The 26,430-nt window shown below is 60.1% G+C and carries 25 protein-coding genes; 11 read left to right on the top strand and 14 right to left on the bottom strand.

What is annotated here, in order from left to right; translation table 11 throughout:
- Positions 1-73: 73 nt before the first annotated feature.
- Complete coding sequence (gene ettA / locus ACQZ5K_RS08455; protein ID WP_003522791.1) at positions 74-1,723, bottom strand: energy-dependent translational throttle protein EttA; 1,650 nt, start codon at positions 1,721-1,723, stop codon at positions 74-76.
- A gap of 148 nt (positions 1,724-1,871) precedes the next feature.
- Here ettA and ACQZ5K_RS08450 point away from each other — a divergent pair, with 148 nt between their 5' ends.
- The 4 genes from ACQZ5K_RS08450 (at position 1,872) to ACQZ5K_RS08435 (ending at position 6,716) form a co-directional block, all read left to right on the top strand.
- Positions 1,872-2,822: an alpha/beta fold hydrolase gene (locus ACQZ5K_RS08450; RefSeq protein ID WP_448740126.1), complete on the top strand. Its 951-nt coding sequence runs from the start codon at positions 1,872-1,874 to the stop codon at positions 2,820-2,822.
- Positions 2,823-2,922: 100 nt separating this feature from the next.
- Complete coding sequence (gene caiB / locus ACQZ5K_RS08445) at positions 2,923-4,125, top strand: succinate--glutarate CoA-transferase (RefSeq protein WP_448740125.1); 1,203 nt, start codon at positions 2,923-2,925, stop codon at positions 4,123-4,125.
- The gene (locus ACQZ5K_RS08440) at positions 4,122-5,774 is read left to right on the top strand and encodes a thiamine pyrophosphate-binding protein (protein ID WP_448740124.1); all 1,653 of its coding nucleotides are present in this window, start codon (positions 4,122-4,124) and stop codon (positions 5,772-5,774) included. The genes caiB and ACQZ5K_RS08440 overlap by 4 nt, the downstream gene beginning before the upstream one ends.
- A 189-nt stretch (positions 5,775-5,963) precedes the next feature.
- Positions 5,964-6,716: a HugZ family pyridoxamine 5'-phosphate oxidase gene (locus tag ACQZ5K_RS08435; RefSeq protein ID WP_448740123.1), complete on the top strand. Its 753-nt coding sequence runs from the start codon at positions 5,964-5,966 to the stop codon at positions 6,714-6,716.
- Between the two features lie 204 nt (positions 6,717-6,920).
- Here ACQZ5K_RS08435 and ACQZ5K_RS08430 read toward each other — a convergent pair whose 3' ends face one another.
- From ACQZ5K_RS08430 to ACQZ5K_RS08420, 3 genes are all read right to left on the bottom strand, one after another.
- Complete coding sequence (locus ACQZ5K_RS08430) at positions 6,921-7,262, bottom strand: RidA family protein (protein ID WP_003494829.1); 342 nt, start codon at positions 7,260-7,262, stop codon at positions 6,921-6,923.
- Positions 7,263-7,310: 48 nt separating this feature from the next.
- Positions 7,311-7,649: a protein tyrosine phosphatase family protein gene (locus tag ACQZ5K_RS08425; protein WP_003522797.1), complete on the bottom strand. Its 339-nt coding sequence runs from the start codon at positions 7,647-7,649 to the stop codon at positions 7,311-7,313.
- A 117-nt stretch (positions 7,650-7,766) separates the two neighbouring features.
- On the bottom strand, positions 7,767-8,600 hold the full coding sequence (locus tag ACQZ5K_RS08420; protein WP_448740122.1) for an aldose 1-epimerase family protein: 834 nt from the start codon (positions 8,598-8,600) through the stop codon (positions 7,767-7,769).
- 155 nt (positions 8,601-8,755) lie between these two features.
- On the opposite strand from ACQZ5K_RS08420, the gene ACQZ5K_RS08415 reads away from it, so the two are divergent.
- Positions 8,756-10,147 (top strand): L,D-transpeptidase family protein, encoded by a 1,392-nt coding sequence (locus ACQZ5K_RS08415; RefSeq protein WP_448740121.1) that lies wholly within the window; start codon positions 8,756-8,758, stop codon positions 10,145-10,147.
- A gap of 70 nt (positions 10,148-10,217) precedes the next feature.
- On the opposite strand, the gene ACQZ5K_RS08410 is transcribed toward ACQZ5K_RS08415, so the two are convergent.
- Genes ACQZ5K_RS08410 through ACQZ5K_RS08400 form a run of 3 tightly spaced genes read right to left on the bottom strand, consistent with a single transcriptional unit; the run spans position 10,218 to position 12,709 of the window.
- Entirely contained in the window at positions 10,218-11,423 is a 1,206-nt protein-coding gene (locus ACQZ5K_RS08410) for an MFS transporter (protein ID WP_020813639.1), read from the bottom strand.
- Between the two features lie 46 nt (positions 11,424-11,469).
- Positions 11,470-12,117, bottom strand: a complete 648-nt coding sequence (locus tag ACQZ5K_RS08405) for a TetR/AcrR family transcriptional regulator (RefSeq protein WP_448740120.1) — start codon at positions 12,115-12,117, stop codon at positions 11,470-11,472.
- A 37-nt stretch (positions 12,118-12,154) separates the two neighbouring features.
- Positions 12,155-12,709: a Crp/Fnr family transcriptional regulator gene (locus ACQZ5K_RS08400; RefSeq protein WP_003522802.1), complete on the bottom strand. Its 555-nt coding sequence runs from the start codon at positions 12,707-12,709 to the stop codon at positions 12,155-12,157.
- A gap of 57 nt (positions 12,710-12,766) precedes the next feature.
- On the opposite strand from ACQZ5K_RS08400, the gene ACQZ5K_RS08395 reads away from it, so the two are divergent.
- Positions 12,767-13,285, top strand: a complete 519-nt coding sequence (locus tag ACQZ5K_RS08395; RefSeq protein ID WP_448740119.1) for a Spy/CpxP family protein refolding chaperone — start codon at positions 12,767-12,769, stop codon at positions 13,283-13,285.
- A 48-nt stretch (positions 13,286-13,333) separates the two neighbouring features.
- On the opposite strand, the gene ACQZ5K_RS08390 is transcribed toward ACQZ5K_RS08395, so the two are convergent.
- The 7 genes from ACQZ5K_RS08390 to ACQZ5K_RS08360 form a co-directional block, all read right to left on the bottom strand.
- Positions 13,334-14,050 (bottom strand): ParA family protein, encoded by a 717-nt coding sequence (locus ACQZ5K_RS08390; protein ID WP_448740118.1) that lies wholly within the window; start codon positions 14,048-14,050, stop codon positions 13,334-13,336.
- Positions 14,051-14,211: 161 nt separating this feature from the next.
- Positions 14,212-14,586, bottom strand: coding sequence for a hypothetical protein (locus ACQZ5K_RS08385; RefSeq protein ID WP_448740117.1), 375 nt, complete (start codon positions 14,584-14,586; stop codon positions 14,212-14,214).
- Between the two features lie 18 nt (positions 14,587-14,604).
- Positions 14,605-15,750, bottom strand: coding sequence for an iron-containing alcohol dehydrogenase (locus ACQZ5K_RS08380; protein WP_448740116.1), 1,146 nt, complete (start codon positions 15,748-15,750; stop codon positions 14,605-14,607).
- Positions 15,747-17,135: an aldehyde dehydrogenase family protein gene (locus tag ACQZ5K_RS08375; RefSeq protein WP_448740115.1), complete on the bottom strand. Its 1,389-nt coding sequence runs from the start codon at positions 17,133-17,135 to the stop codon at positions 15,747-15,749. Before ACQZ5K_RS08375 ends, ACQZ5K_RS08380 begins: the two co-directional genes overlap by 4 nt.
- Positions 17,136-17,153: 18 nt before the next feature.
- The gene (locus ACQZ5K_RS08370) at positions 17,154-18,521 is read right to left on the bottom strand and encodes a glutamine synthetase family protein (protein WP_448740114.1); all 1,368 of its coding nucleotides are present in this window, start codon (positions 18,519-18,521) and stop codon (positions 17,154-17,156) included.
- Positions 18,522-18,585: 64 nt separating this feature from the next.
- Complete coding sequence (locus ACQZ5K_RS08365; protein ID WP_448740113.1) at positions 18,586-20,100, bottom strand: amino acid permease; 1,515 nt, start codon at positions 20,098-20,100, stop codon at positions 18,586-18,588.
- A 213-nt stretch (positions 20,101-20,313) separates the two neighbouring features.
- Positions 20,314-21,087 carry an N-formylglutamate amidohydrolase gene (locus ACQZ5K_RS08360; protein WP_448740112.1) on the bottom strand — a complete coding sequence of 258 codons (774 nt, stop codon included), beginning with the start codon at positions 21,085-21,087 and terminating at the stop codon, positions 20,314-20,316.
- A gap of 174 nt (positions 21,088-21,261) precedes the next feature.
- Between ACQZ5K_RS08360 and ACQZ5K_RS08355 the strand changes: the two genes are divergently transcribed.
- From ACQZ5K_RS08355 to ACQZ5K_RS08335, 5 genes are all read left to right on the top strand, one after another.
- Complete coding sequence (locus tag ACQZ5K_RS08355; RefSeq protein ID WP_448740111.1) at positions 21,262-22,140, top strand: MurR/RpiR family transcriptional regulator; 879 nt, start codon at positions 21,262-21,264, stop codon at positions 22,138-22,140.
- A gap of 291 nt (positions 22,141-22,431) precedes the next feature.
- A complete protein-coding gene (locus ACQZ5K_RS08350; protein WP_003522812.1) occupies positions 22,432-23,538 on the top strand; it encodes an ABC transporter substrate-binding protein in 1,107 nt (368 codons plus the stop codon).
- Positions 23,539-23,639: 101 nt separating this feature from the next.
- A complete protein-coding gene (locus ACQZ5K_RS08345) occupies positions 23,640-24,524 on the top strand; it encodes an ABC transporter permease (protein ID WP_003522813.1) in 885 nt (294 codons plus the stop codon).
- Positions 24,521-25,303, top strand: a complete 783-nt coding sequence (locus tag ACQZ5K_RS08340) for an ABC transporter permease (RefSeq protein ID WP_142779502.1) — start codon at positions 24,521-24,523, stop codon at positions 25,301-25,303. The genes ACQZ5K_RS08345 and ACQZ5K_RS08340 overlap by 4 nt, the downstream gene beginning before the upstream one ends.
- Before the next feature lie 13 nt (positions 25,304-25,316).
- A complete protein-coding gene (locus ACQZ5K_RS08335) occupies positions 25,317-26,375 on the top strand; it encodes an ABC transporter ATP-binding protein (RefSeq protein WP_448740110.1) in 1,059 nt (352 codons plus the stop codon).
- Positions 26,376-26,430 lie beyond the last annotated feature (55 nt).

The raw sequence follows: 26,430 nt of genomic DNA, 5'->3' as shown, positions 1-26,430 counted from the left end.
ACGATCATGTCCGCTTATTACACGGAAAAAGGCCCGCTTTACGGCGGGCCTTTCTGAGATATCTGGAAAGGGATCAGCGCGTCAGGCGCTTGTAGCTTACGCGGCCGGGCTTGATGCTTTCCGGGCCGAGGCGGCGGACCTTGTCCTTTTCATAGTCTTCGAAGTTGCCTTCGAACCATTCCACATGGCTGTCACCCTCGAAAGCGAGGATGTGGGTGGCCAGACGGTCGAGGAACATGCGGTCGTGGCTGATGATAACGGCGCAACCGGCGAAGGCTTCCAGCGCTTCTTCAAGTGCTGCCAGCGTTTCCGTATCAAGGTCGTTGGTCGGTTCGTCGAGTAGCAGCACGTTGCCGCCGGCCTTCAGCATCTTGGCGAGGTGCACGCGGTTACGCTGACCACCCGAGAGATTGCCGACCTTCTGCTGCTGATCGCCGCCCTTGAAGTTGAAGGCGCCGCAATAGGCGCGCGAGTTCACTTCGAACTTGCCGAGCTTGATGATGTCGTTACCGCCGGAGATTTCCTCCCAGACGGTCTTGTCACCCGCCAGCGTATCGCGGCTCTGGTCGACATAACCGAGCTGCACCGTCTCACCGACAGTCACAGAACCGCTATCCGGCTTTTCCTGACCGGTGATCATCTTGAACAGCGTGGACTTACCCGCACCGTTCGGACCGATGACGCCGACGATGCCGCCGGGCGGCAGCTTGAAGGACAGGTTTTCGATCAGCACGCGGTCGCCATAGGACTTCGTCAGATTGTCGGCTTCGATGACGACGCGACCGAGACGCTCTGCAACCGGAATGACGATCTGCGCATCGCCGGGACGACGGTTTTCCGCTGCTTCCACCAGCTCGTCATAGGCCTTGATACGTGCCTTGGACTTGGTCTGGCGTGCCTTGGGGCTGGAGGCGATCCACTCGCTTTCGCGGCTGATGGCCTTCTGGCGCGAGGCGTCTTCACGGGCTTCCTGCTGCATACGCTTGGCTTTCGCCTGCAGGTAAGCGGAATAGTTGCCTTCGTAAGGAATGCCGCGGCCACGGTCGAGCTCGAGAATCCAGCCCGTGACGTTGTCGAGGAAGTAGCGGTCGTGGGTGATCATCATCACGGCGCCGGGATAGTCGCGCAGGTGCTTTTCAAGCCATGCGATGGTTTCCGCATCGAGGTGGTTGGTCGGTTCGTCGAGCAGCAGCAGGTCCGGCTGGGACAGCAGCAGGCGGCAAAGCGCCACACGACGGCGCTCACCACCGGAAAGACCGGTTACAGCCGAGTCGCCGGGCGGGCAACGCAGTGCGTCCATGGCCATCTCGACCTGGTTTTCCAGATCCCACAGGTTCTGGCTGTCGATGATGTCCTGAAGCTTTGCGCCCTCATCCGCCGTTTCGTCGGAATAGTTCATCATCAATTCGTTGTAGCGGTCGACGATGGCCGTCTTGCTCGCCACGCCTTCCATGACGTTTTCCATCACGGTCTTGTTTTCGTCGAGCTTCGGCTCCTGCTCGAGATAACCGAGCGTCGCACCTTCGGCCAGCCATGCCTCGCCGGTATATTCCTTGTCGAGGCCGGCCATGATTTTCAGAACAGTCGACTTACCGGCGCCGTTCGGGCCGAGGATACCGATCTTGGCGTCGGGGTAGAAGGAGAGATGCACATTCTCCAGAACCTTCTTCGCACCGTAGGCCTTGTTCAGCCCGGCCATGTGATAGATGAATTGACGTGCCATTGTAGCGAATGCTCCACATCGGATTTTTAAGAGTACGTATCGGGAAATTTGCCGCTATGTAGGGTAAATAGGACCTTGGGGCAACCTCTGGCACGATTATGACCCCATGATTATGACAAGGGATGTTATGGCAGGGACAGGCGCGATCATGAATGAAACGACCGACGACTTGGCCTTCAGCCGTATTCAGAGGCTGGAAGCCCCCTCCGGCGCATCCATTGCCTTTCGCCACCAGCCCTCCGCTCTTGCCACTGTGCGCGGCGTGCTAATGATCTGCCACGGGCTGGTTGACCACGCGGGCCGTTATCGCCGGCTCGCGGATGTTATGTCGAAGCAGGGTTTCGAAGTCTATGCCCACGACCATCGCGGCCATGGTCGCACGAGAGCGGCGGACGCGCCTCTCGGCCGTTTTGGCTGGAAGGACGGTGCGGAAAAGGTCGTTGCCGATGTCATGGCGATGCGCCGGATGGTCGGCGAAAGGCATCCCGGCCTGGCCACGATCCTGTTCGGTCATTCCATGGGCGGCCTCGTGGCGCTTAACACCGCCGTCAGCCATCCGGATGCCTTCGATGGCCTGTCCATCTGGAATTCCAACCTCAATCCCGGCTTCATGGGCCGTTTGGCACAGGTTCTGCTGCGGCTGGAAAAAATGTTGAAAGGCTCGGACGTGCCGAGCGCCATTCTGCCGAAGGCAACCTTCCGCGTGTGGAATGCGAAAATGCCGGAAAAACGCACCCATGCGGACTGGCTGAGCCACGACAGGGCGGCGGTGGACGCCTATGTGGAAGACCCGCTCTGCCAGTTCGAGGCGAGCGTGTCTTTATGGCAGGATGTCTTCGAACTCTCCTATCGTGGGCCAAAACTCATCGAGCGCCTGCCAAAAACCCTGCCGCTTCTGCTCGTCAGCGGCGACCAGGACGCCGCGACCAATGACGGCAAAGAGATCGTCTGGCTGGCGGAGCGTTTCCGCGAGGCAGGTTTCAGCCATGTCGAGCACACGATCTACAAGGGCATGCGGCACGAGACCTTGAACGAAATCGGCTGGCAGCCCGTCGCGGCGGATTTCGCCGCCTGGTGCGGCCGCGTCGTCGCCGATTGAGGGGCCTTTGCCGAAACGGAATAAGTCCATGAGATAAAATCACATGCGACGCGGCAAGCAGCGGTCTATAAACCGGCAGACACAAAATACCGGGGGACAGATGACCGACATGCCAAACAGGAAACCGCCGCTATCAGGCATTCGCGTCATCGAACTGGCGCGGGTTCTGGCCGGTCCCTGGGCAGGGCAGATGCTGGCCGATATGGGGGCTGACGTCATTAAGGTCGAAAACCCCGAGGGCGGCGACGATACCCGCGCATGGGGACCGCCTTTCGTCGAAAGCGATGATGGAGAAAACCTCTCCGCCGCCTATTACCACGCCACCAATCGCGGCAAACGCTCCATCGTCGCCGATCTGAAAACGCCCGAGGGCTGCGAGCTGGTGCGCCGGCTAGTGCGCACCGCCGATGTCGTCATCGAGAATTTCAAGCGCGGCGGGCTTGCCAAATATGGCCTCGACTACGAGAGCCTGAAGGCGCTCAATCCGAAGCTAATCTATTGCTCCATCACTGGCTTCGGTCAGACCGGGCCTTATGCCGATCTCGCCGGATACGACTATATCGTTCAGGGCATGTCCGGCTTCATGTCGATAACAGGTGAAGCGGATGGCCAGCCGATGAAGGCGGGCGTGGCGGTTGCCGATATCTTCACCGGCATCTATTCCGTGTCAGCCATTCAGGCGGCGCTGATCCACGCCATCCGCACCGGCGAAGGCCAGCATATCGACATGGCGCTTCTCGATGTGCAATCGGCCGTGCTTGCCAACCAGAACATGAATTACCTGATTTCCGGCAAGCCGCCCGTTCGGCTCGGCAACGCCCACCCGAATATTTCCCCCTATGAGGTGGTGCCGACGGCCGACGGTTTCCTGATCCTTGCGGTCGGCAATGACGGCCAGTTCCGCCGCCTCTGCACCATTCTCGGCATCGGCGCGATTGCCGATGACGAACGTTACGCGACGAACAAGGCCCGCGTGGCCCACAAAGCGGAAGTCCGGCAGATCGTTTCCACCGAAACGCTGAAATGGCAGAAGGGCGATCTTCTGACCGCCTGCGAAAAGAACGCCGTCCCCGCCGGGCCGATCAACTCCATTGAGGAAATGTTCGCCGATCCGCAGGTGAAAGCCCGTGGTCTTCGCGTCGATCTGGAGGCGGAAGACGGCACCGTCATCCCTGGTGTCCGCACACCCATTATCATGTCGCAAACGCCGCTGCGCTATGAACGCCCGAGCCCCAAGCTCGGCGAACATCAGGCGCAGGTGCTGGCCGAACTGGAAAACATCGAAAGGACCACGACGCCATGAAAAGAACAGGCGGGCAATTGATCGTCGACGCGCTGAAGGCCAATGGCGTCTCCCGCGTTTCCTGCGTTCCGGGCGAAAGCTATCTCGCCGTGCTGGATGCGCTTTATGAAAGCGGCATCGAAACCGTGGTCTGCCGCCAGGAAGGCGGCGCCGCCATGATGGCAGATACATGGGGCCGGCTGACGGGCGAACCCGGCATCTGCATGGTGACCCGCGGACCGGGCGCCACCAACGCCTCGGCGGGCCTGCACATTGCGCGGCAGGATTCCATTCCGATGATCCTCTTCATCGGCCAGGTGCAGCGCGAAGCGCGTGAGCGCGAGGCGTTTCAGGAAGTGGAATATCGCCGCGCCTTCACCGAATTCGCCAAATGGGTGGGTGAGATCGACGATGCCCGCCGCATTCCCGAATTCGTCACCCGCGCCTTCGCCGTCGCCACCTCAGGCCGCCCCGGCCCGGTGGTGCTGACGCTGCCCGAAGACATGCTGGTGGAAGAGGTCGAAGCGCCCAAGGCAAAACTCTATACCCCTGTCGAAGCGCATCCCGGCCCGTCACAGATGGCCGCCTTCGCAAAAATGCTGGGCGAGGCGAAGCGCCCGGTCTTCATCATCGGCGGCACGCGCTGGTCCGAGGAAAGCGTCGCGGGCTTCAAGGCTTTTGCGGAAAACAACAAGCTGCCTGTCGGCTGTTCCTTCCGCCGCCAGATGCTGTTCGATCATCTGAGCCCCTCCTATGCGGGCGATGTCGGCATCGGCATCAATCCGGCGCTGGCCAAGGAGATCAAGGAGGCCGATCTCGTGGTGCTGCTCGGCGGCCGTCTCTCCGAAATGCCGTCTTCCGGCTATACGCTGCTCGACATCCCCTACCCGTCGCAGAAACTCGTCCATATCTATCCGGAAGCCGAAGAGCTTGGCCGCGTTTACCGTCCCGATCTGGCAATCTGCGCCGCACCGGACGATTTTATCGCCGCCCTCTCCTCCATCACAATCTCCGGCAGCGCCGCATGGGCCGATCGCACCGCCGCCATGCATGCGGCCTATCTCACCTGGTCCACCCCGCCGAAGACCGGCCCCGGCGCTGTGCAGATGGGTCCGATCATGGACTGGATCGAGGCCAATGTGCCCGAGGACGCGATCTTCACCAATGGCGCCGGCAACTATGCCACCTGGGTCCATCGCTTCCACCGTTTCCGTCGCTACAATACACAATCGGCCCCGACATCAGGCTCGATGGGTTACGGCCTGCCGGCGGCCGTCGCCGCGAAGCACCTTTTCCCGGAACGCGAGGTGATCTGCTTTGCCGGCGACGGCTGTTTCATGATGCACGGACAAGAATTCATCACCGCCGTGCGTTACGGCCTGCCGATCATCACGGTACTGATCAATAACGGCACCTACGGCACGATCCGCATGCATCAGGAGCGGGAATATCCCGGCCGCGTCAGCGGCACCGATCTCGTCAATCCGGATTTCAACGCCTTTGCCAAAGCCTATGGCGGACACGGCGAAACGGTGGAGAAGACCGAGGACTTCGCCGACGCCTTCGAACGGGCACGGGCAAGCGGCAAGCCGGCCATCATCGAGGTGAAGCTGGATGCCGAAGCGATCACGCCGACGCGTACCCTGACGCAGATCAGGACCGGAAGCTGATATTACGCATAGACACGGCTCCGGCATGGTGTAAATCCTGACGCTCGCACGACGTCATCCTCGGGCCTGTCCCGAGGATCCAATCACGTATCGTAAAGTTCATCGGTTGCAGATGTTCGGCACAGGCCCGAGCATGACGAAGGAGGGGTCTCACACTTCTTCCAGCAGCCCTTTGGATCAGGAAACGACATGCCGGATGCAGTCTCTCCCGTCATCACCCCGCGTGGCGCAAAAATCGAACCCTCTGCGGGTGCGCCTTTCGAGGCCGTGCGTGTAGCCCGGGATGTCCTGCACACTTCCCGCACGGCAGCACTCGCGACCCTCGATCCCGTCAGCGGCTATCCCTATACGACCGCCACCAATATCGGCATCGAGCCGGACGGCACGCCGTTCTTCTTCGCGGCGGGGCTGACGCTGCACGCCCGCAACATGGAGGCGGACCCGCGCATCTCGCTGACGCTCGCCCCCTTCGGCAAGGGAGACGCGCTAACGCTGCCGCGGCTGACACTGGTGGGCAAGGCGGAACAAATCGGCCCGGATGAAGTGCCGCTCGCCATCGCGCGCTACATTGCCCGCTACCCCAAAGCGAAACTTTATCTCTCCCTTCCCGACACGCGGCTTTACCGGCTGCGGACGGAAGGTGTGCAGATCAATGGCGGCCCGGCCCGCAATGCCAGCAACATCACCCCGGCCGATCTGCGCACCGATCTGTCAGGCGCAGACGAACTGATGGCGGCCTCGGAAAGCGAAGCGATCCGCCTCAACGCCATCAAGGGCGAAGCATCCCGGCTCGCCGTTCTCGCCGGCGCAAAGAATGGCCGCTGGACGATCACCTCCATCGACCCGGATGGCATCGATCTCGCCTCGGCCAGCGATCTGGCGCGGCTGTGGTTTGCGGAGCGGGTGACGACGTTGAAGCAATTTGAGAAGGCGCTTGCTTAGCCGGTGAGGTGACGGGCGCAAGCGATTCAAAAACCATGAAAATTGCTTCTACTTGGCATTTTGTGGCCATGTCGCCACGCCGCGCCGTGGCTGGATGCCGGGCCAAGCCCGGCATGACGGGGAGAGTTTTTTGGCGCCATCTCATCAAAAAAGGCCGGGCCGCTTTCCGCGACCCGGCCTTTTCTTAAAAATTCAAACGGATGCTCAGAGAGCAGCGGTCACGATGAACTCGACCTTGTAATCCGGCGTTGCCAATGGTGCGCCGCTGGTGGCGCGGGCCGGCGGGTTTGCCGGGTCGATCCAGCCTTCCCAGACGGCGTTCATTTCGCCGAAGGTGGACATGTCGGAGAGGTAGATGATGGTCTGCAGGATCTTCGACTTGTCCGAACCCGCAGCGGCCAGCAGGCGGTCGACTTCAGCGAGAGCGGACTTGCTCTGTTCCGTAACGCTCGTGCCTTCGCCAACCTGGCCGGCCAGATAAACGGTGTTGCCGTGAACGACGGCGCCGCTCATGCGCTTGCCCGGCTCGATACGCTTGATGGTCATGGAAAACTCCTGTTGATTGGCATTTAAAATAGAAAGATGCGCGGAAAATCAGCCGCGCAGGTGATGGGTCTTTTCGTAGATCGCCGTCGAGCGCGCACCGGAACGGCAATAGCCGAGCATCGGGCGCTGCAATTCGTCCAGCGCATCCACCATGCCGGCAACGGCATCCGCATCGACGCCGTAACGGCCGACCGGCACATGCATGATGGTGAGGCCAAGCTGTTCGGCACGCTCGGCAATATCGGCGAAAAGCGGCTGGCCGTCTTCTTCGCCGTCAGGGCGGTGGCAGACGATCGACTTGAAGCCGAGCGCCTTGATCTCGTCGAGATCGGCGACGCTGATCTGTCCCGTTACCGAATATTCGTCGTCTATGCGCCTGATATCCATCTTATGCCTCCGCTGAAACCGGCGTCCGCGCCGCTGGCTGTCACCCTTGAAATCCGCATCCGATGTAAGCGGTCAAGCCCCGTGCGTCAATGATGGCGCACAGTCATTCGCTACAGTTCAGAGGATGGAAAAGCGCAGGCCGAAGGAACGGCTTTCGCCCGGCTGGAGAATATTGAACTCACCGGAAACCTCAAGCTCGCTCCGCCCGACCCAGCGATGCGAAACCGGCTCGATGCCGAGCACATTGGCCGGCGCCTGCTGGTTGCGCCACATCTGCAGATAGGGCAGCGTTTCCGTGCGAAAACGCACGGTCAGCGTCTTCCCGCCGATGGCCGCAATCGGTCCGAGCGCGAGCGAAGCCCACTCGTCATCACCGGCGGGAACGCAGAAAACGGTGCCCGGCTCTTCGCCGAAACGCCAGCCGTGGCCGCCACCATCCAACATCGCGCCTTCAAGCCGCACGGCATCGTCGAAGAGGCGCGCGCCGACATTCATATGATACATCAGGAACACCGGGATGGGCCGCTCGGACGTGTTGACGATCTTATCATCGACGCTGACCTCGCCGCTTTCCCCGTCGATACGCCATGTCCGTTCCAGAAGGGCCGTGCCGCCATCGGCAAGCTTCACGGGAACCTCGACGCGCGCCAATGCATTGGACTCTTGAACATCGAACGCAATGACCGTCGCGGGATGCGAGGAAAAGGACCCATGCAGCGGATATCGACGTCCCTCACCGTCGCCATCGATCGGCTCGGGATGGCGGATATGGTCGGGGCCGCAGGTGAACAGAAAGCCTTCCAGAGAGTGGTCGATGCGCGCATCGCCATCGTCGGGAATGGCGCGGCCGGGCGCGATATCGATGCCATCGACGACGCAGGAGCCGATATCGAAGACGGAGGTTTCATCGAGGAAAATGCGTGGCGATCTGCCAGCCTGAAACGAACGCAAGATAACCTCCCTGTGACCCTAAAAACGCATGCTTCACGGAAACGCTACTAACCGTGACGGAAATTAAGATTGCATTAACCGCGAATTCACCTTTTTCACAATAGGGTCAAGATTGCGGTGTGTTTATCGGTGAACAAGCAAGGGATAGCAGAATCGTGAAACAGTTTCTTAACGCAGCTCTGGGTCTGACAGTCGCGCTGGCGGCAGCTATCGCCCCGCTACAGGCTGGCGCGCAGCAGCGTTATGGCGATCAGCAGACGATGCTGGTGACCCCTGATGGTCGCGTGCTCGACTTCATGCCGGAGCGCGGCGATATCGTCATCAGCCGCGATTCCATGGGACGCACGGTGTTTTACGACCAGTACGGCAATCTCCTCGCCACCGAAATGCCCTCCGGCTACCAGCAGCAGCGGCAGCAGGCGCGCCAGCGCGACACCACCTATTATCCGCCCGCCCCCGGCGGCCAGTATCGTGAGCCGCAACGAGACTACGGCTATCAGGACAATGGCAGCGTGCGCGATTACCGCGAATATCGCGGCGACGGTTCCGACGAGAATTTCTATACCGGCTCCGTTCCCGCACCCGGTGCGGTGGAAAGCGGCCCTCTCGGCCAGCCGATGCCGGGCGAAAGCACCACGGCCGCCGTTCCGCAGCCGGACCACCTGATCGAGCGCCATACGCCGGTGACAACGCCGGTCAATCGCTCGCGCCAGGAAATCGTCGCGCTCCAGACATTCCTCGACCGTGAAGGCATCTCGCCCGGCGTTATCGACGGCAAGATGGGCGACAACGTCAACAAGGCGATTGCCGCCTGGCAGGACATGACCGGCGAGAAGCTCGACCCCAACAATTCCGATGACATTCTGGAGCGTCTGCGCGCTTCCGGCGGCATGCCGATCGTCGACTACACCATCACCGCCGCCGACGCCGCCGGCCCCTATGTCGCCTCCATCCCGGACGACTATGCCGAGAAATCGCAGCTGCCTGCCCTCTCCTTCACCTCGACGTCGGAAGCGCTCGCCGAACGCTTTCACATGGATGAGAACTATCTGAAGGAACTGAACCCCGGCATCGATTTCTCCGTGCCCGGCACCATCATCAAGGTCGTCAATCCCGGCGAGACGAAAAAGGGACAGGTGGCCCGCATCGTCGCCCATAAGGGTATCAAGCAGGTCTTCGCCTATGGTCAGGACGGCAATCTGATTGCCGCCTATCCCGCCACAATCGGTTCCACGGATACGCCCTCGCCGAGCGGCACCCACACGGTGGAGCGTATCGCGCTCAATCCCGGCTACACCTATAATCCGAAGATCAACTTCAAGCAGGGCCAGAACGACAAGATCCTGCAGATTCCCCCGGGTCCGAACGGCCCGGTCGGCACGGTCTGGATTGCCCTGTCGAAGCCGACCTACGGCATTCACGGCACGCCGGAACCCTCGAAGATCGGCAAGACCAACAGCCACGGCTGTATCCGCCTGACCAACTGGGATGCGACCGAACTGGCAAAAATGGTCCGCCCCGGCGTGGTGGTCGAATTCGCGGAATAGGATCGACCGAAAGAAAAAAGAAAAAGCCCGGCGGTTTGGTTCGCCGGGCTTTTTTTCATTTAATGGCGTTTCAGTCCCGTTTTTCCGTGAGGAAATAAAGCAGGGCTGCCACCGGCAAGGCGAAGCCGATCCACGAGGCGGCTTGCCATTCGCCGACGGCATAGGCCCAGCCGCCGACGGCGGAACCGATTGCGCCTCCCATGAAGAACGTCGCCATATAGATGCCGTTCAGGCGGCTGCGAAATTCCGCTCCGAGCGTGAAGATGGCGCGCTGGCCAAGCACCAGATTGGTGGTGACGCCGAAATCCAGAACGATGGCGGCGACGACCAGAATGGCGAGCGCCAGATGCGAGCCTTCAGGCGCAAGATGCGTGACGGCGAAGGAGAGCGCCACCGCCACCAGGGCAAAGAAGGTGGCCGCACGCGTCCAGCCACGATCCGCCATCCGCCCGGCAATCGGCGCGGCCACGGTGCCCGCCGCACCGGCCAGCGCAAAGAGCGCGATCTCACCCTGGCTAAGATTGAAATGCGGTCCGCTCAGATAAAGCGGCGTCGTGGTCCAGAACAGGCTGAAAGCCGCAAACAGGAAGGCGTGATAGATCGCCCGCCGCCGCAGGATCGGCGTGTGCAGCGCCAGCCGGCCCATCGAAGCCATCAGGGCCCCATAGCTCAGCCGGGCATCGGGCATACGGGCAGGCAGAAGCCGGAAAAGCACCACGGCAAGAAGCGCCATGACGGCCGCCGAGGTCAGAAACACACCGCGCCAGGAGACCACTTCCGACAGAAGGCTGGAAACCGGCCGCGCCAGCATGATGCCGGCCATCAGCCCGCTCATGACATTGCCGACCACCCGCCCGCGAATGGCGTGCGGCGCCATATGGGCGGCATAGGGAACGATGACCTGCACCGCCACGGAACTGACGCCGACCAGAAAGGCCGCAATCAGAAACGGGGCCGCATGCGGCGCGAATGCCGCCGCCACAAGGGAAAGCACCGCCATCGCAACGGCGCTGACCACCAGCTTGCGGTTTTCAACGAGATCGCCGAGCGGCACGACAAACAGCAGACCGATACCATAACCGATCTGGGTCAGGGTCACGATCAGCCCCGTCGCACCGGCAGAAAGACCAAGCTCCGCCCCGATGATGCCGGCCAGCGGCTGGCCATAATAAAGATTGGCGGCAATCAGTCCGCAGGCTGTCGCCAGCAAAAAAGTCAAGGCCGGGGAAATGGATGTTGCCTCGACATCATCCCCTTCAATTACACGCGTCGTCATCATTTTCTCCAATATGGAAACAATCGTTTCCTAAATAGTCACAAAATCACTCGGCAAGCTTCATGGCGATATCCACCACGGCCACCATGTCTTTGAGGCTGCGCCCCGTCTTTCCCACCACGCGCATGCCGTACATCATGCATAGCATCGCCCGGGCGAGATCATCGGGATCGGCCTTCGAACGCACGGAACCATCCTTCTGCCCTTCAGCAACGAGGCGGGCGACAATTCGCTCCCTCGCCTTCACGGCCCGCTCGACCACGATTGCAATATCGTCATCCAGAGCCGCCAGATCGGCAGCAGCACCAACCACCAGACATCCGTCAGAGCCGACACCGCCATGCGACCGTTCCGCATAGAACATCAGGCCTGCTCTCAGGCGCTCATAACCGGTGTCACAACCGGCCACCGCCGCCTCGAAACGCTCGGTCTGCACGATCCTGTAGCGTTCCATCGTGGCGATGAAGATGGCTTTCTTGTCCTTGAAGGCCTTATAAAGACTGCCCTGCGCCAGTTCCATGGCATCGGTGAGATCACCGACGGAAGTGGCGTGATAACCGCGTCGCGAAAAAACGCGGATCGCCCCATCGAGCGCACGGTCGACGTCAAACTCACGCGGCCTGCCGCGATGGCGCTGTTCCGGTGAATTGGTGTGGTTGATATTGCTCATGGTCGGAATATAGGAAACGATCATTTCCAAATCAAGCGAATAATTTTATCCTCTGTACGAACTAGCGCGATGAAGCCGGGCGCCTGGCTATTTCCCGATACAACGCCTCGGGAGAAACGCCTATTTCAGCAGCGAGGCTCTTCCATTGCCCCTTGGGCGGAAGCAGACCTTCATTGACGGTGATCCAGGCATCGAGCCGCGCGCCAACCGAGCGCAGCGCCAATATTTCCGCCCGCGTCCTGACCTTTTTTAGCTCGCCGGAGATATGATTTATCCATTCGAGTGCGAATGCAGGTTCGCGTTCCAGCAATTGCCGCAGCGTGCCGATAGGCACGAACAAGGCACGTCCGGCCGTCATGGCGATGGCGTCGCAGTGATATTTCTCCGAAAACACCGAGGCTTCGGCAAGAACCGTCATCGGCCCTGCCCGTTGCAACACGGCACTATGTCCATCCTCCTGAAACCGCATCAGATGGACATAGCCCTCGACCACCAGCGCCAGCACATGAATGGAATCGCCTTGATGAAAAAGGTATTCGCCTTTTTCAAAGGATCTGGACACGGACGCCTTCGGGCGAAGCTGGTCAAAAATCGAACTCGACATGATTTCTATCATGTCCGGCAAACGGGCCGGCTGACAAGCTCAGGGGATCGCAACAATCCGAGTAGCCCCATGAAATCCACGGTTCTTGTCTTCCTCACCGCTCTTCTCCCCCTCTCAGCCGCCGGGGAAGAGCAGCATCTCCACCAATCTCCCTATGCGGGCCAGCAGAGCCGAACCATCAAGAGCCTGTCGGCTGAAGATATTGCCGAACTGGAACAGGGAGGCGGATGGGGCTTTGCGAAAGCCGCCGATCTCAACGGTATGCCGGGTCCTTCACATGTCAGCAAGATGGCGACCGAACTGGCGCTGACGACCGAGCAGGCCGCCGCCGTCCAACAGCTGTTTCAAACCATGCGGAAAGATGCTGCGACAGAAGGCAGGCAAATGATCGCCGGCGAAGCGGCACTGGATGCAGGCTTCCGCAATGGCTCAATCGATGCGGATCAATTGCGAGCGCAACTCGACCGTATTGAAGAAAGCCGCGCCAGACTGAGATACATCCACCTTGCCGCTCATCTCGAAACGGTAAAGCTGCTGACCAAGGAGCAGGTCGCACGTTACAACAGGCTACGCGGCTATGAGCCTTAACGAGCACGCGGACGGAGCCAGTTCCTGCCCTGGCGGCAGCTCCGGCTCTCAGGCGGCCTTGCGGGTGAAAAGACGCGCGGGTTGCGTGCCGAGCCGCAAAAGACGTTTCGGAAGCAGGCCGACGACTTCGGTGGCGAAGGCTTTCGCGTTCTCCACCGCCTTGTCGATATTGCTGACCTTGTCCTTGTCGAGACAGAGAAGCGTGCCGCCATAGTCGAAAATATCGCGATAGGCCGCTCTCTCGACAATCGGCGTATTGAGCACCGAGACGCTCTTTTCCGCCAGCAGCATTTTGACCAGCAGCAGGGAGCGCGTCGCCACCATGGCGTTGACCCGTGTCAGTACGATCGAATGGGCGATAGCCTTACCCATCTTGCGGTTCAGGAATTCGATGTGGTCCAGAACTTCGGCAGCGCCGCGCGCATCCATGGCTGAGCCCTGCACCGGGATCAGCACGTGATCGGAAATACCGAGCGCCATGGTCAGCAGCGGGCTTTTCGACCCAGGCAGATCGATGATGAAACAGTCGGTATTGGTTTTATTCTCGCGAATATGGCCTTCAAGCGAAGCCATCGTCACATGCGAAATCACCGAGAGATTCTCGATCTCGCCGGACAAGTCGTGCCAGCGGGAAATCCACAATTGCGGATCGGCATCCAGAACCGTCACGCGGTGGCCACTGCGGGCAAGTTCGGTTGCCAGAAGCAGCACGGCGGTCGTTTTTCCGGCGCCGCCCTTGGTGTTGGCAAAAGTAATGACAGGCATGATATCCCCGATTGATCAGAGCCATTTCATGCTCATTCACGCACCGAGCCGATCATGGTGCTTTCCATAACCTTAACGAACATGGTTAAGAAAAGACTAAGATCGTTTTTAGGGACAACAAAAAGCCCGCGATAAGTCGCGGGCTTCTGCCATACGATTGATCACGCCAGCTTTCGGCAGGACCCCACATCGTCCGCGCGCAGGCGGCCGGCTTTGAGATCTTCGTACTTTGGCAAATTCAGGGAGTTGCCCAGGCTTTTCTCAACTGTTGCACGATCAAGCGTGATCATGCGTCCGGCGCTGGTGAAGGATACCATGCCACTCTTTCCGGAATACGCCATGGTCGCGCGCATTTCACAAAAATAGCGGTCGGAGCCCTTGGACAAGTTCCATCCCCGGATTCCCGCCTTGTTGCTCGATAGGGTTCCGACTTTGTAACCCTGACCGGAAAGCTCCTTAAAAGAAGCGGCCTGCGCCACAAAAGGCAGACTTAAGAACGCCACTGCCAGCAATGGCGACAATGCTGAAAATCTCATGGTTGCCACAACGATCCTTTAAAAGCAGTCCTCGAACAACTTCTTCGTATTCTCCAGCGTCATCGGCACCGGATTACCGCCGCAGCTCGGATCCTTGATCGCCTCCGCCGCCAGTTCGTCGATACGATCCGGCTTGATGCCCATGGCGGTCAGGTTTTCCGGCACGCCGAGTTCCTTGCGAAGCTCCAGCACGTAATCATAGAAGCCGTCGAAGCCGCCAGAGATACCGAGATAGGCGGCCGCGCGGGCAATCTTGTCTTCGATGGCAGGACGATTGAAGCGCAGCACCGCCGGCATGACGACGGCGTTGGTCATGCCGTGATGGGTGTTGTAGACCGCGCCGATCGGGTGCGAGAGCGAGTGAATGGCGCCGAGACCCTTCTGAAAGGCGACCGCCCCCATCGCCGCCGCTGCCATCATATTGGTGCGCGCTTCGATATCCGTGCCGTCCCTATAGGCGCGCGGCAGGAATTCCTTGACGAGCCGCAGCCCCTCCAGCGCCACGCCGGCGCTCATCGGATGATAGAAGGGCGACGAATAGGCCTCGAGGCAATGGGCAAAGGCATCCATGCCCGTTCCCGCCGTGATGACCTTCGGCATGCCGACCGTCAGCTCGGGATCGCAGATGACGACGCCGGGTAAGAGCTTCGGATGGAAGATGATCTTCTTCACATGCGTTTGCGAATTGGTGATGACGCTGGCGCGACCGACTTCCGAACCGGTGCCCGCCGTCGTCGGAACGGCAACGATAGGCGCGATTTTGGAAGCGTCCGCCCGTGTCCACCAGTCGCCGATATCTTCGAAATCCCAGACCGGGCGGGTCTGCCCGGCCATGAAGGCAATGGTCTTGCCGAGATCGAGCCCGGAACCGCCGCCGAAAGCGACGACGCCGTCATGGCCGCCATCGCAATAGGCCTTCACGCCGGCTTCCATGTTGATTTCGTTCGGGTTCGGATCGACCTCGGCGAAGATCGCCCGGCCGAGACCCGCCTCTTCCAGCACATCCAGCGCATGCGCGGTAATCGCCATATTGGCAAGACCGCGATCCGTCACGAGAAGCGGCTTCTTGATACCAAGCGTCTTGCAGGCTTCCGCCAGTTCCTTGATCCGGCCACGGCCAAGCTTGACGGCGGTGGGATAACTCCAGTTGGCGACGATATTCATTTCGTGACTTTCTTCAGATGGTAGGATTTCGGGCGGGTCAGGTTCTGGAAACCGAGGACGGAAAGCGAACCGCCACGGCCGGTTTCCTTGACGCCGGTCCAGCAAAGGGCGGGATCGAGATAATCCGCGCGGTTCATGAACACGGTGCCGGTTTCGATTTCGCGGCCGATGCGCCCGGCCCGGGCGGCATCCTGCGTCCACAGCGAGGCGGTGAGGCCATATTTGCTGTCATTCATCAGCGCGATGGCTTCATCGTCGTTCTTCACCTTCATGATGCCGACGGCCGGGCCGAAGGTTTCTTCGGTCATGAACTCCATCGAGTGATCAACATTGACAAGCACTTGCGGCGCGACATAAGCGCTCCCGCCGTCATCGGCGGGGAAAAGCTTCGAATCGACCAGCGCTTTAGCGCCCTTGGCGACAGCATCAGCGACCTGCGCGCGCACCACCTTTGCGAAGCGCTTGTTGGCCATCGGCCCGAGCGTCGTTTCCTGCTCCAGCGGATTGCCGAGCTTGTAGTTGGACACCCACGCCACCGACTTCTCGACAAAGGCGTCATAGAGGTTTTCATTGACGTAGATGCGCTCGATACCGCAGCAGCATTGCCCGGAATTATAGGTGGCGCCATCCATCAGCGTATCGACGGCGGCGTCGAGATCGGCGTCCTCCATCACGTAGCCAGGGTCCTTGCCGCCGAGTTCAAGCCCGAGACCGGTGAAGGTGCCGGCAGCGGCGCGCTCGATGGCGCGGCCACCTTCCACCGAACCGGTGAAGTTGACGAAGTTGAAAAGGCCTTCGGAAATCAGCGCCGAGGTCGTGCCATGGTCGAGGAATAGATTGATGAAGACATCGTCAGGCACACCCGCCTCTACGAAGGCCCGCACCATGCGCTCGCCCACCAGCAGCGTCTGCGCCGCATGTTTGATGACGACCGTATTGCCGGCCATCAAGGCGGGTGCGACGGTGTTGATCGCCGTCATGTAGGGATAGTTCCACGGCGCGATGACGAAGACCACGCCATGCGCTTCGCGCTCGATGCGGCGTTCGAAATTCCCGCTTTCCTCGATGACGAGCGGCGCCAGCGCATCGGCTGCAATGGAGGCGACATAGTTGGAGCGCTCGTTGAAGCCTTTGAACTCGCCGCCGTAACGCACCGGACGGCCCATCATATGCGCCAGTTCGGGCACCACCTCCGCCACCATTTCATTGAGGCGGGCGACACCTTTCAGAACAAGCTGAACGCGGTCCTCAAGCGGACGCCGCGCCCAGTCCTTCTGCGCCTTGCGCGCTTTCGAAACGGCGGCGCGCGCCGCCTCCAGCGACATCGCCTCCCGCTCGGCATAAACCGAGCCGTCGATGGGCGAGATATTCTGGATCATGATCATGATGTTTTCCCGTAATGATTAGGCCCGTTCGAAACCGCGCGCCACTTCCCAGTCGGTCACGCGGCGGTCGTATTCTTCCTGCTCCCACCGTCCGGCATGGACGTAATGATCGATCACATCGTCGCCAAAGGCGTTGCGCAGCATTTTCGATCCGTCCAGATAGGCCGTGGCGTCACGCAGGGTCTTGGGTATCTCGCGCACGTCCTTGCCGCCATAGGCATCGCCGACAAAAGCGGGCTCAAGTTCGAGTTTATTTTCGATGCCGTCAATGCCTGCCGCAAGCAAAGCCGCCATGGCGAGATAGGGATTGAGATCGGAGCCGCCGACGCGGCATTCGATACGGATACCCTTGGTGCCTTCGCCGCAGAGGCGATATCCCGCCGTGCGGTTGTCGAGGCTCCAGATCGCCTTGGTCGGCGCAAACGTTCCGGCCATGAACCGCTTGTAGGAATTGATATAGGGCGCCAGAAAATAGGTTATCTCGCTGGCATGGGCCAGAAGCCCGGCAACATAATGCCGCATCAGTTCCGACATGCCATGCTTGGCATCCTTGTCAAGGAAGGCCGGCGTCTTGCCATCGAGGCTCCACAGCGACTGGTGGATGTGTGAGGAGCTGCCGGCGGAGTTATAGTTCCACTTGGCAAGGAACGTCACCGCTTTGCCCTTGGACCAGGCGATCTCCTTGGTGGCGTTCTTGATGATGGCGTGCCGGTCGGCCATGGTCAGCGCTTCGGCATAACGAACGTTGATTTCCGCCTGGCCGGGAGACGCCTCGCCCTTGGAGTTTTCAACCGGAATGCCGGCACCCTGCAGACCCTTGCGCAGCGCCCGCATGACGTCCTCTTCCTTGGTGGTCTGGAAGATATGGTAATCCTCGTTGTAACCACTGGCGAGATTCAGCCCCTTGTAGCCGCTGGCGCGCGCCGCATCGAAGGTCTGGTCGAACAGGAAAAATTCCAGCTCGGTCGCCATGAAGGCTTTCAGCCCCATGGCCTCCAGCCGCGCCACCTGCTTTTTCAACAGCGCGCGCGGCGAATGCGGCACTTCTTCATGGGTGTGATGGTCAAGCACATCGCAGAGCACCAGCGCCGTGCCTTCCAGCCATGGCACCCGTCGCAGCGTCGAAAGATCGGGTTTCAGCACATAGTCGCCATAACCCTTTTCCCAGCTGGAGGATTTATAGCCGGGAACGGTCTCCATCTCCATGTCGGTGGCAAGCACGTAATTGCAGCTATGGGTTTCCTCAAAGGCGCTTTCAACGAAGAATTCGGCCTGAAATCTCTTGCCCATCAGACGCCCCTGCATGTCGACAAGGCAGGCCAGAACCGTGTCGATGCGCCCCTCGGCGACATCCATTTTAAGCGCGTCGAATGTGTAGCTCGTCATTTTGTCCGTTCCCTTTATTGTCGTGGCCGGGCGGCCGGGATGCGGCCGCCCGTTTGTTTGAGCATCAGGCCTTTGCAGCCGCTGCGGCAACCGCAGCCTGCTTGTGCTCCATCGCGAATTCCTCTTCCGGCGACAGGATGAGGCGATGGCGTCCGACAAAGGCGAAATAGGCAATCGCCACGGCGAACCAGACCGCCACCCAGAGCACGCCCTTGGTGAAGTTCGGATCCTGGATCTGGTAAAGCAGCGTGACGATGGCGATGATGACCGTCAGCACCGCGCCCGGAATGCCGAAGGGCGAACGGAACGGCCGCTCGATATGCGGCAGGTTCTTCCTGAGCAGAATGAAGGAAATCGCCTGCATGATGTAGGAGAACATCGCACCGAACACGGCCATGTTCAAAAGCACGCTGCCGATGATGCTGCCGCCCTGTTCCGCACCCAGCGCGAACCAGATGACGAGCATGACCGCCAAACCGACAATCGCGCCGGTGATGTTGGCAACGTATGGCGTGCGATACTTGGAATGAGTGATCGACAGCACGGTCGGGAAGTAACCCGCACGCGACAGCGAATAGATCTGCCGGCCCTGTGCATAGAGGATCGTATGGAAGCTGGCGATCAGGCCGGTAAGCGCAACGAGACCGAGCACCACCACGCCGCCATCGCCATAGATCGCCTTGAAACCATCGAGCAGCGGCTCAAGCGAGGAGCTGAGATGGAAGGCGCCAACGCCCGGCAGGGACGGGTTGAGCAGCACGATCATGAAGGCCGAAACCATCAGCGTTACCATGCCGAGGATGATGCCCTTCGGCATGTCGCGCTTGGGATCGACCGATTCTTCCGCCGCCAGCGGCAGTTGCTCGATGGCGAGGAACAGCCAGACCGCGAAAGGCAGCGTGGCGAGAACGCCCGAGAACCCGAAGGGGAAGAAGGAACCGCCGCCCTCAGGCAGCTCCACCGCCTTACCGTCAGGTCCGACACCGATATTGAGCGCGAAACGCGAAAAATCGATGTTGGGAATGGCGCTGATCCAGAAGAACACCAGAACGGCAAGCGAAATCAGCGTGATAACCAGCGTCACCTTGAAGGAAAGCTCAAGCCCGAAGACATTGAGCGCAAGGAATATCGCGTAAAACGCTATCCACACGAAGGGTGAATAGGCCGGATCGAGGCCGAGAATGGAGTTCACATAGGCCGTGATGAAGGTGACGACGACCGCCGGCGTCAGCACATATTCGACATTCTCGCAAAGCCCGGTGATGAAGCCGCCCCATGGGCCCATGGCCGTGCGGGCAAAGGAATAGGCCGCACCGGTATGCGGCAAGGCCGGGCTCATTTCCGCAATCGAAAATGTCAGCCCGAGATACATGATGGCGATGATGATGCCCGCCACCAGCATGCCGCCCCAGCCGCCGGTGGAAAAGCCGAAATTCCATCCGGAAAAATGCCCGGAAATGACCGCGCCGACGCCGAGCGACCAGAGCGACCACACGCCCGCATAACGGGATAGTCCGCGTTTTTCGAAATAGGATGCATCAGCCTTCTTGTAGCTGACGCCTGACGATGAACTGTCCATGCCCTTCTCTCCTGAATAAGAAAAAAACAAGCCAGTCAGCCGTTATTGGCCGATTGTGCCCCAGTTTTCAGCACCTGCGGAAGGTTTCCGCGTTGTGCCGCACGCACTTGCTGTTCCCTTGCCGCCTCATGCCTTTCCGGCTTTCCTTGAATGTCGGCAGTCTCATCTGGCAGCCGACCCCGGTGTTTTCACCATCGGCCGGCCATAGCTCCCTCACTCATCGATCGATGAGAGCGCCTTCCCCATAAGCTCGTAAAGAAAACCGGCGATTGCCGCCTGCTCTCCTTCATTGGTGATGAGATCGTTGCGGATCTCGATCATGACGTTCAAAAGCCCATCCGGCAGCGCATGCAGCCGCAGCGTATGCGTCACGCCGTCTTCCGGGCCATAGGGATCGTTGCGATTGACCGTGAGCGCGGACCCTTCGGCGCCCGCCAGCATCGCATCCGCGAGGCGGCTGTCGGTATCGTGCAGGATGCCGATCTCAACCTTTCGGAACCGGCCGTGATAGACCGGCGTGAAACTGTGGATGGTCACCACCACCACGTTACGGCCATCCGCCTGCCGCGCGGCGATGATCTCGCTCACCCGGTCATGAAACGGCACATAAAGTGCTGAGGTGCGGGCGAACCGCTCCGCGTCGCTGAGATCGAAATTGCCGGGAATATCGTAAATCTCGCTTTTCACCGGCATGGCGGAAGGCGATTCGGGCGGCCGGTTGCAATCATAGACGAGACGCGAAAACCGCTGATAGACGAGCGTGGCGTCAAGCTTTTCCGAAAGCAGCCGGGCAACGGCCAGAGCGCCCGGATCCCAGGCCGCATGGCTCGAAAGCACCTCCGGCGAAAGACCCAATGTGCCGAATTTCTGCGGAATGGTGGCGGAGGCATGTTCGCAGACGAGAAGGACGTCGCCCTTCGCCGCCGCATTCTCGATGCCGACGGCCTGCCCTTCCGCTTCTGTGAAAAACCGTGACCGCAGCGTCATGCACGAACCCCACCCGGAACCCCCGCGTTCCGTCAACGCCGAAAAGAATTCTTCACATTATTGCGAGTGTCAAATGGAATTTTGAAATTTTCTCTTCATTTTCCCATTGACTCGATAGCTGGCACAGATGTTTATTTTAGCCATGCACCGGCAGAAGACCGGAAGGGGAAAAATTTGCGCAGCACGACGGCGACCGTGTCGGATGTCATTCATGCCCATTACGACGCACTGACCCGTTCGGAAAAACGGCTGGCGGAGAGCCTGCTCGGCAACTACCCCGTCTCCGGCCTCGGCAGCATCACCACCATTGCGGAAAATGCCGGCGTTTCGACGCCGACGGTGGCGCGCATGGTGCAGAAGCTCGGCTACAAGGGCTACCCGGAATTTCAGGCGCATCTGCACCAGGAACTGGAAGCGACGATCTCCGGCCCCATCGCCAAACATGACCGCTGGGCAACCAATGCGCCCGGCCTGCACATTCTCAACCGCTTTGCCGATGCCATCACCGGCAATCTGCGCGATACGCTGAGCGATCTCGACACCGCCGTCTTCGACAATGCCGCAGCGCTGCTTTCCGACCGCAAGCGCAGCATCTATTTCGTCGGCGGACGCATTACGGGTGCGATTGCCGAATATTTCTTCACCCACATGCAGGTGATCCGGCCGAAGACGACGCTGATGTCGTCGAATTCCAGCGCCTGGCCGCAATATATGCTGAACATGAGCGCCGGCGACATACTGGTTATCTTCGACATCCGCCGCTACGAGCACGACATGACGACGCTGGCCGAAGTGGCCAAGGCAAACGGCGTGCAGATCATTCTCTTCACCGATCAATGGACATCGCCGGTGGCGCGCCACGCGCTGCACACTTTCCGCGTCAGGATCGAAGCTCCCTCGGCATGGGATTCCTCGGTCGTCACGCTGTTCGTGGTCGAAGCGCTGATCGAAGCGGTGCAGAACGGCACCTGGGATGAAACCAGGGAACGCATGAACGCGCTTGAAGGCCTGTTCGAACAGACGCGGCTGTTCCGCAGGCCGGACAAAACATGAAACTACATAGCCGGGCAACTTGCTTGACGCGGATGCCGCACGCTGATTGGATACCTGTCATCGCTACCAGCACGATAAAACAGGATAAGAAACCAAGCTGGGGAACATATCTGGCCACCACGGATCATGAGGGGAATCTCCCGCAATTGCAGGCAAAAAGCCGGGTGATGGCGGAAAACGGGCGTAAAGTGACGGAATCCGGATAAATAAATTGCAATCCAGCCGTCACATTAGCTTCATCGAGAATCCGTATCAGCGTCCGCAATATGAGAACACGAAGAGGAGAAAAAAGTGATCTCTCACTGCCGCCGACTGCTCGCTACGACCACTGCACTGGTCATCGCCTCCACCGCAATTGCCGCCGCTGAACCGAGCGCCGAGCTGATCGCCGCCGCCAAGAAGGAAGGCATGCTGACCACCGTCGCGCTGCCGCACGACTGGTGCGGTTACGGCGACGTGATTGCCGCCTTCAAGGCGAAATATCCGGAAATCACCGTCAACGAACTGAACCCCGACGCCGGCTCCGCCGATGAAGTCGAAGCGGTGAAGGCCAACAAGGACAACAAGGGCCCGCAGGCGCCTGACGTCGTCGACGTCGGCCTCGCCTTCGGCCCGCAGATGAAGGCCGAAGGCCTGCTGCAGCCCTACAAGGTTTCCACCTGGGACGAAATTCCGGACAACGTCAAGGATCCGGAAGGTTACTGGTACGGCGATTATTACGGCGTGATGTCCTTCTTCGTGAACAAGGACCTCGTCAACAACGCACCGAAGGACTGGGCCGACCTGCTGAAGCCGGAATATTCCGGCCAGGTGGCGCTCGCGGGCGATCCGCGCGCTTCCAATCAGGCCATCCTCGGCGTTCTCGCCGCCGGCCTTTCCACCGGTGCGAAGTCCGGCAAGGAAGCCGGTGAAGCTGGCCTGAAATATTTTGCCGATCTCAACAAGGCTGGCAACTTCCTGCCGGTTATCGGCAAGGCAGGCACGCTGGCGCAGGGCGCGACCCCGATCATCGTCGCCTGGGACTATAACGCCCTTTCCTGGAAGAAGACGCTGAACGACAACCCGCCGACGGAAGTCATCGTTCCTGAGAAGGGCGTTCTGGCCGGCGTCTACGTTCAGGGCATTTCCGCTTACGCGCCGCATCCGAACGCTGCCAAGCTGTGGATGGAGCACCTCTACTCCGACGACGGTCAGCTCGGCTGGCTGAAGGGCTATTGCCACCCGATCCGCTTCAACGCCATGGTCAAGGCCGGCAAGGTTCCGCAGGAACTGATCGACAGCCTGCCGCCGGCAGCAGCCTATGAAAAGGCGATCTTCCCGACACTCGAGGAAGTCGACGCCAACAAGGCTGCCGTTACCGGTGGCTGGGACAGCGTTGTCGGCGCGAATGTGAAGTAAACTGTTGAAAATGCACCCCGGCCGATCAAAAGCCGGGGTGCTTCTTTTATGATGTAGACCTTTATATACAGACCGTTTGAAAACGGCGTTTGGGGACAAGGATGCCATCAACCAACACCGGCGGACCATCCGACGCGGGCAGGAAACTGCCGCTGCACTGGATTGGCGTCGTACCTTTTGCCGTTTTTGTTTTGCTGTTTCTGATCCTTCCGACGATGAAGATCGTCATCGGCGCATTCCAGCATGCCGATGGCAGCTTCACGCTGGAAAATATCGCCGGGCTTTTCACCTCCTCCATCCTTGCGGCCTACTGGATTTCGATCAAGATCAGCCTCGCCTCGGCAGCTCTCGGCTGCCTGATCGGCTTTGCCGTCGCCGCCGCCGTGGTACTGGGCGGATTGCCGCAGCGCATTCGTGGACCGCTTCTGACCTTTTCGGGCGTTGCCTCGCAATTCGCCGGCGTGCCGCTCGCCTTCGCCTTCATCGCCACGCTTGGCCCGGTCGGCCTTCTCACCGTCTTCCTGAAGACGCAGATCGGCATTGATCTGAGGCTGCTCGGCTTCAACATCCTGTCCTTCTGGGGCCTGACCGTCACCTATCTGTTCTTCCAGATACCGCTGATGATCCTCATCATCACGCCGGCGCTGGACGGGCTGAAGCGCGAATGGCGCGAGGCGGCGGAAATTCTCGGCGCAACCGGCCTGCAATATTGGCGCATGGTGGCCTTCCCTATCCTTTTGCCGTCGCTGCTCGGCACCATGTCGCTGCTCTTCGCCAACGCCTTCGGCGCGGTGGCCACCGCAATCGCGCTCACCGGCTCCTCGCTCAACATCGTGCCTATCCTGCTCTTCGCGCAGATTCGCGGCGATGTTCTGGGTAACCCGCATCTCGGTTACGCCCTTGCCTTCGGCATGATCGTCGTCACCGGCATTGCCAATGCGCTTTATATCTGGCTGCGCGCCCGCAGTGAAAGGTGGCTGAAATGAAGCGTTTCTTCGCCTGGGGCGCGCTGATCTTCGGCCTGCTCTATTTCGCCCTGCCACTGATCGGCATGACCAACTTCTCGCTGAAAATGCGGCGCGGCGAATATTCCTTCGACGCTTACGCCAGGGTGCTCAGCGATCCGCGCTTTCAGGAAACCTTCAGCTATTCGGTGGTGATGGCGCTGTTCACCATCGTCTTCGGGGTTCTGCTGGTGGTGCCCACCGCCTATTGGGTGCGCCTGAAACTACCGGGCCTGCGCCCCTATATCGAATTCATCACGCTTTTGCCGCTGGTCATCCCGGCCATCGTCATCGTCTTCGGTTATATCCGGCTCTATAACACCTCGAGCTGGCTGCCACTGACCGGCACGAGCTTCGGCACCAACCTGCTTTTGATGTTCGGTTATGCCACACTGGCCTTGCCCTATATGTACCGCGCCGTCGATACCGGCCTCCGAACCATCGATGTCGCAACACTGACGGAAGCGGCGCAGAGCCTCGGCGCGGGCTGGACGACCATCCTTTCGCGCATCATCCTGCCCAATGTTCTGGTCGCCGTGCTGTCAGGTGCGTTTTTGACCTTCGCCATCGTCATCGGTGAATTCACCATGGCGGCCCTTTTGAACCGCCCGGCCTTCGGCCCCTATATGCAGCTGCTCGGCGCCAACCGCGCCTATGAACCGGCCGCACTTGCCGTGATTTCCTTCGGCATCACCTGGGGTTGCCTGGGTCTGATCCAACTCGTTTCACGCTACCAGAAGGGCGCGCCTCCCAAGGCCTGAGGACAATATTTTCATGAGCTTTTTGACACTTAGCAACATCAAGAAATCCTTCGGCTCCGTGCAGGTCGTGCATGATTTCAACATGGCCATCGAAAAAGGCGAATTCGTCTCCTTCCTCGGGCCTTCGGGCTGCGGCAAGACCACCGTGCTGCGCATGATCGCCGGCTTCGAAACGCCGAGCGGCGGGTCGATCGTCATCAACGGCAAGGACCAGACGGCGCTCAGGCCGAACCAGCGCAATATCGGCATGGTGTTTCAGGCCTATGCGCTGTTCCCGAACATGAATGTCTATGAAAACGTCGCCTTCGGGCTGAAAGTCGCCGGCAAACCGAAAGCCGAGATCGACGCCCGCGTGAAGGAAATGCTCCAGCTCATCCATCTGGAGCATCTGGCGGACCGTTACCCCTACCAGATGTCGGGCGGCCAGCAGCAGCGCGTGGCGCTCGCCCGCGCGCTCGCGCCGAAGCCGGAGGTGCTTTTGCTGGACGAGCCGCTCTCCGCGCTCGACGCCAAGATTCGCGTGTCGCTGCGTGAGGAAATCCGCCAGATCCAGCAGAAACTCGGCATCACCACCATTTTCGTGACCCACGATCAGGAAGAGGCCCTGTCGATTTCCGACCGCATCGTCGTCATGAATGGCGGCCGCGCCGACCAGATCGGCTCCCCCTTCGATATCTACAACAAGCCCGCGACCCGCTTCGTCGCCTCCTTCGTCGGCACGCTGAACCTCATCGACGCCACCGTGGTCGATTCCTCCTCCAACACCATCCGTGTCGGAGAGCAGCAGATCACCCTGCACAAGCCGGTCAATGTGGCGAACGGCGAAAAAATCACCCTTGCCCTGCGACCGGAAGCGGGCTCGCTCGGCAGCGATGCGAAAGGCGATGTCGCCATTTCCGGCCTCGTCACCTCCAGCCAGTTCCTCGGCTCCGTCATCCGCACCCGCCTCGATCTCGGCGGCTCGACCCTGTCTTTCGACATGTTCAACGATCCCGGCACAGCACCGCCCGCCGTCGGCGAGCAGGTGACGCTGAAATTCGCTGCCGGCGACCTGATGGTCATCAAGGACTAAAGCGCTTTTCCAGCCGCAAAACCGCTTCGCCCATTTGCGGGACATGGTAGAGCAG

The sequence above is a fragment of the Agrobacterium sp. 22-226-1 genome, assembly GCF_053522345.1.
Note: the sequence above shows the minus strand (reverse complement) of the source record. Positions and strands in the feature narration are given on the sequence as shown.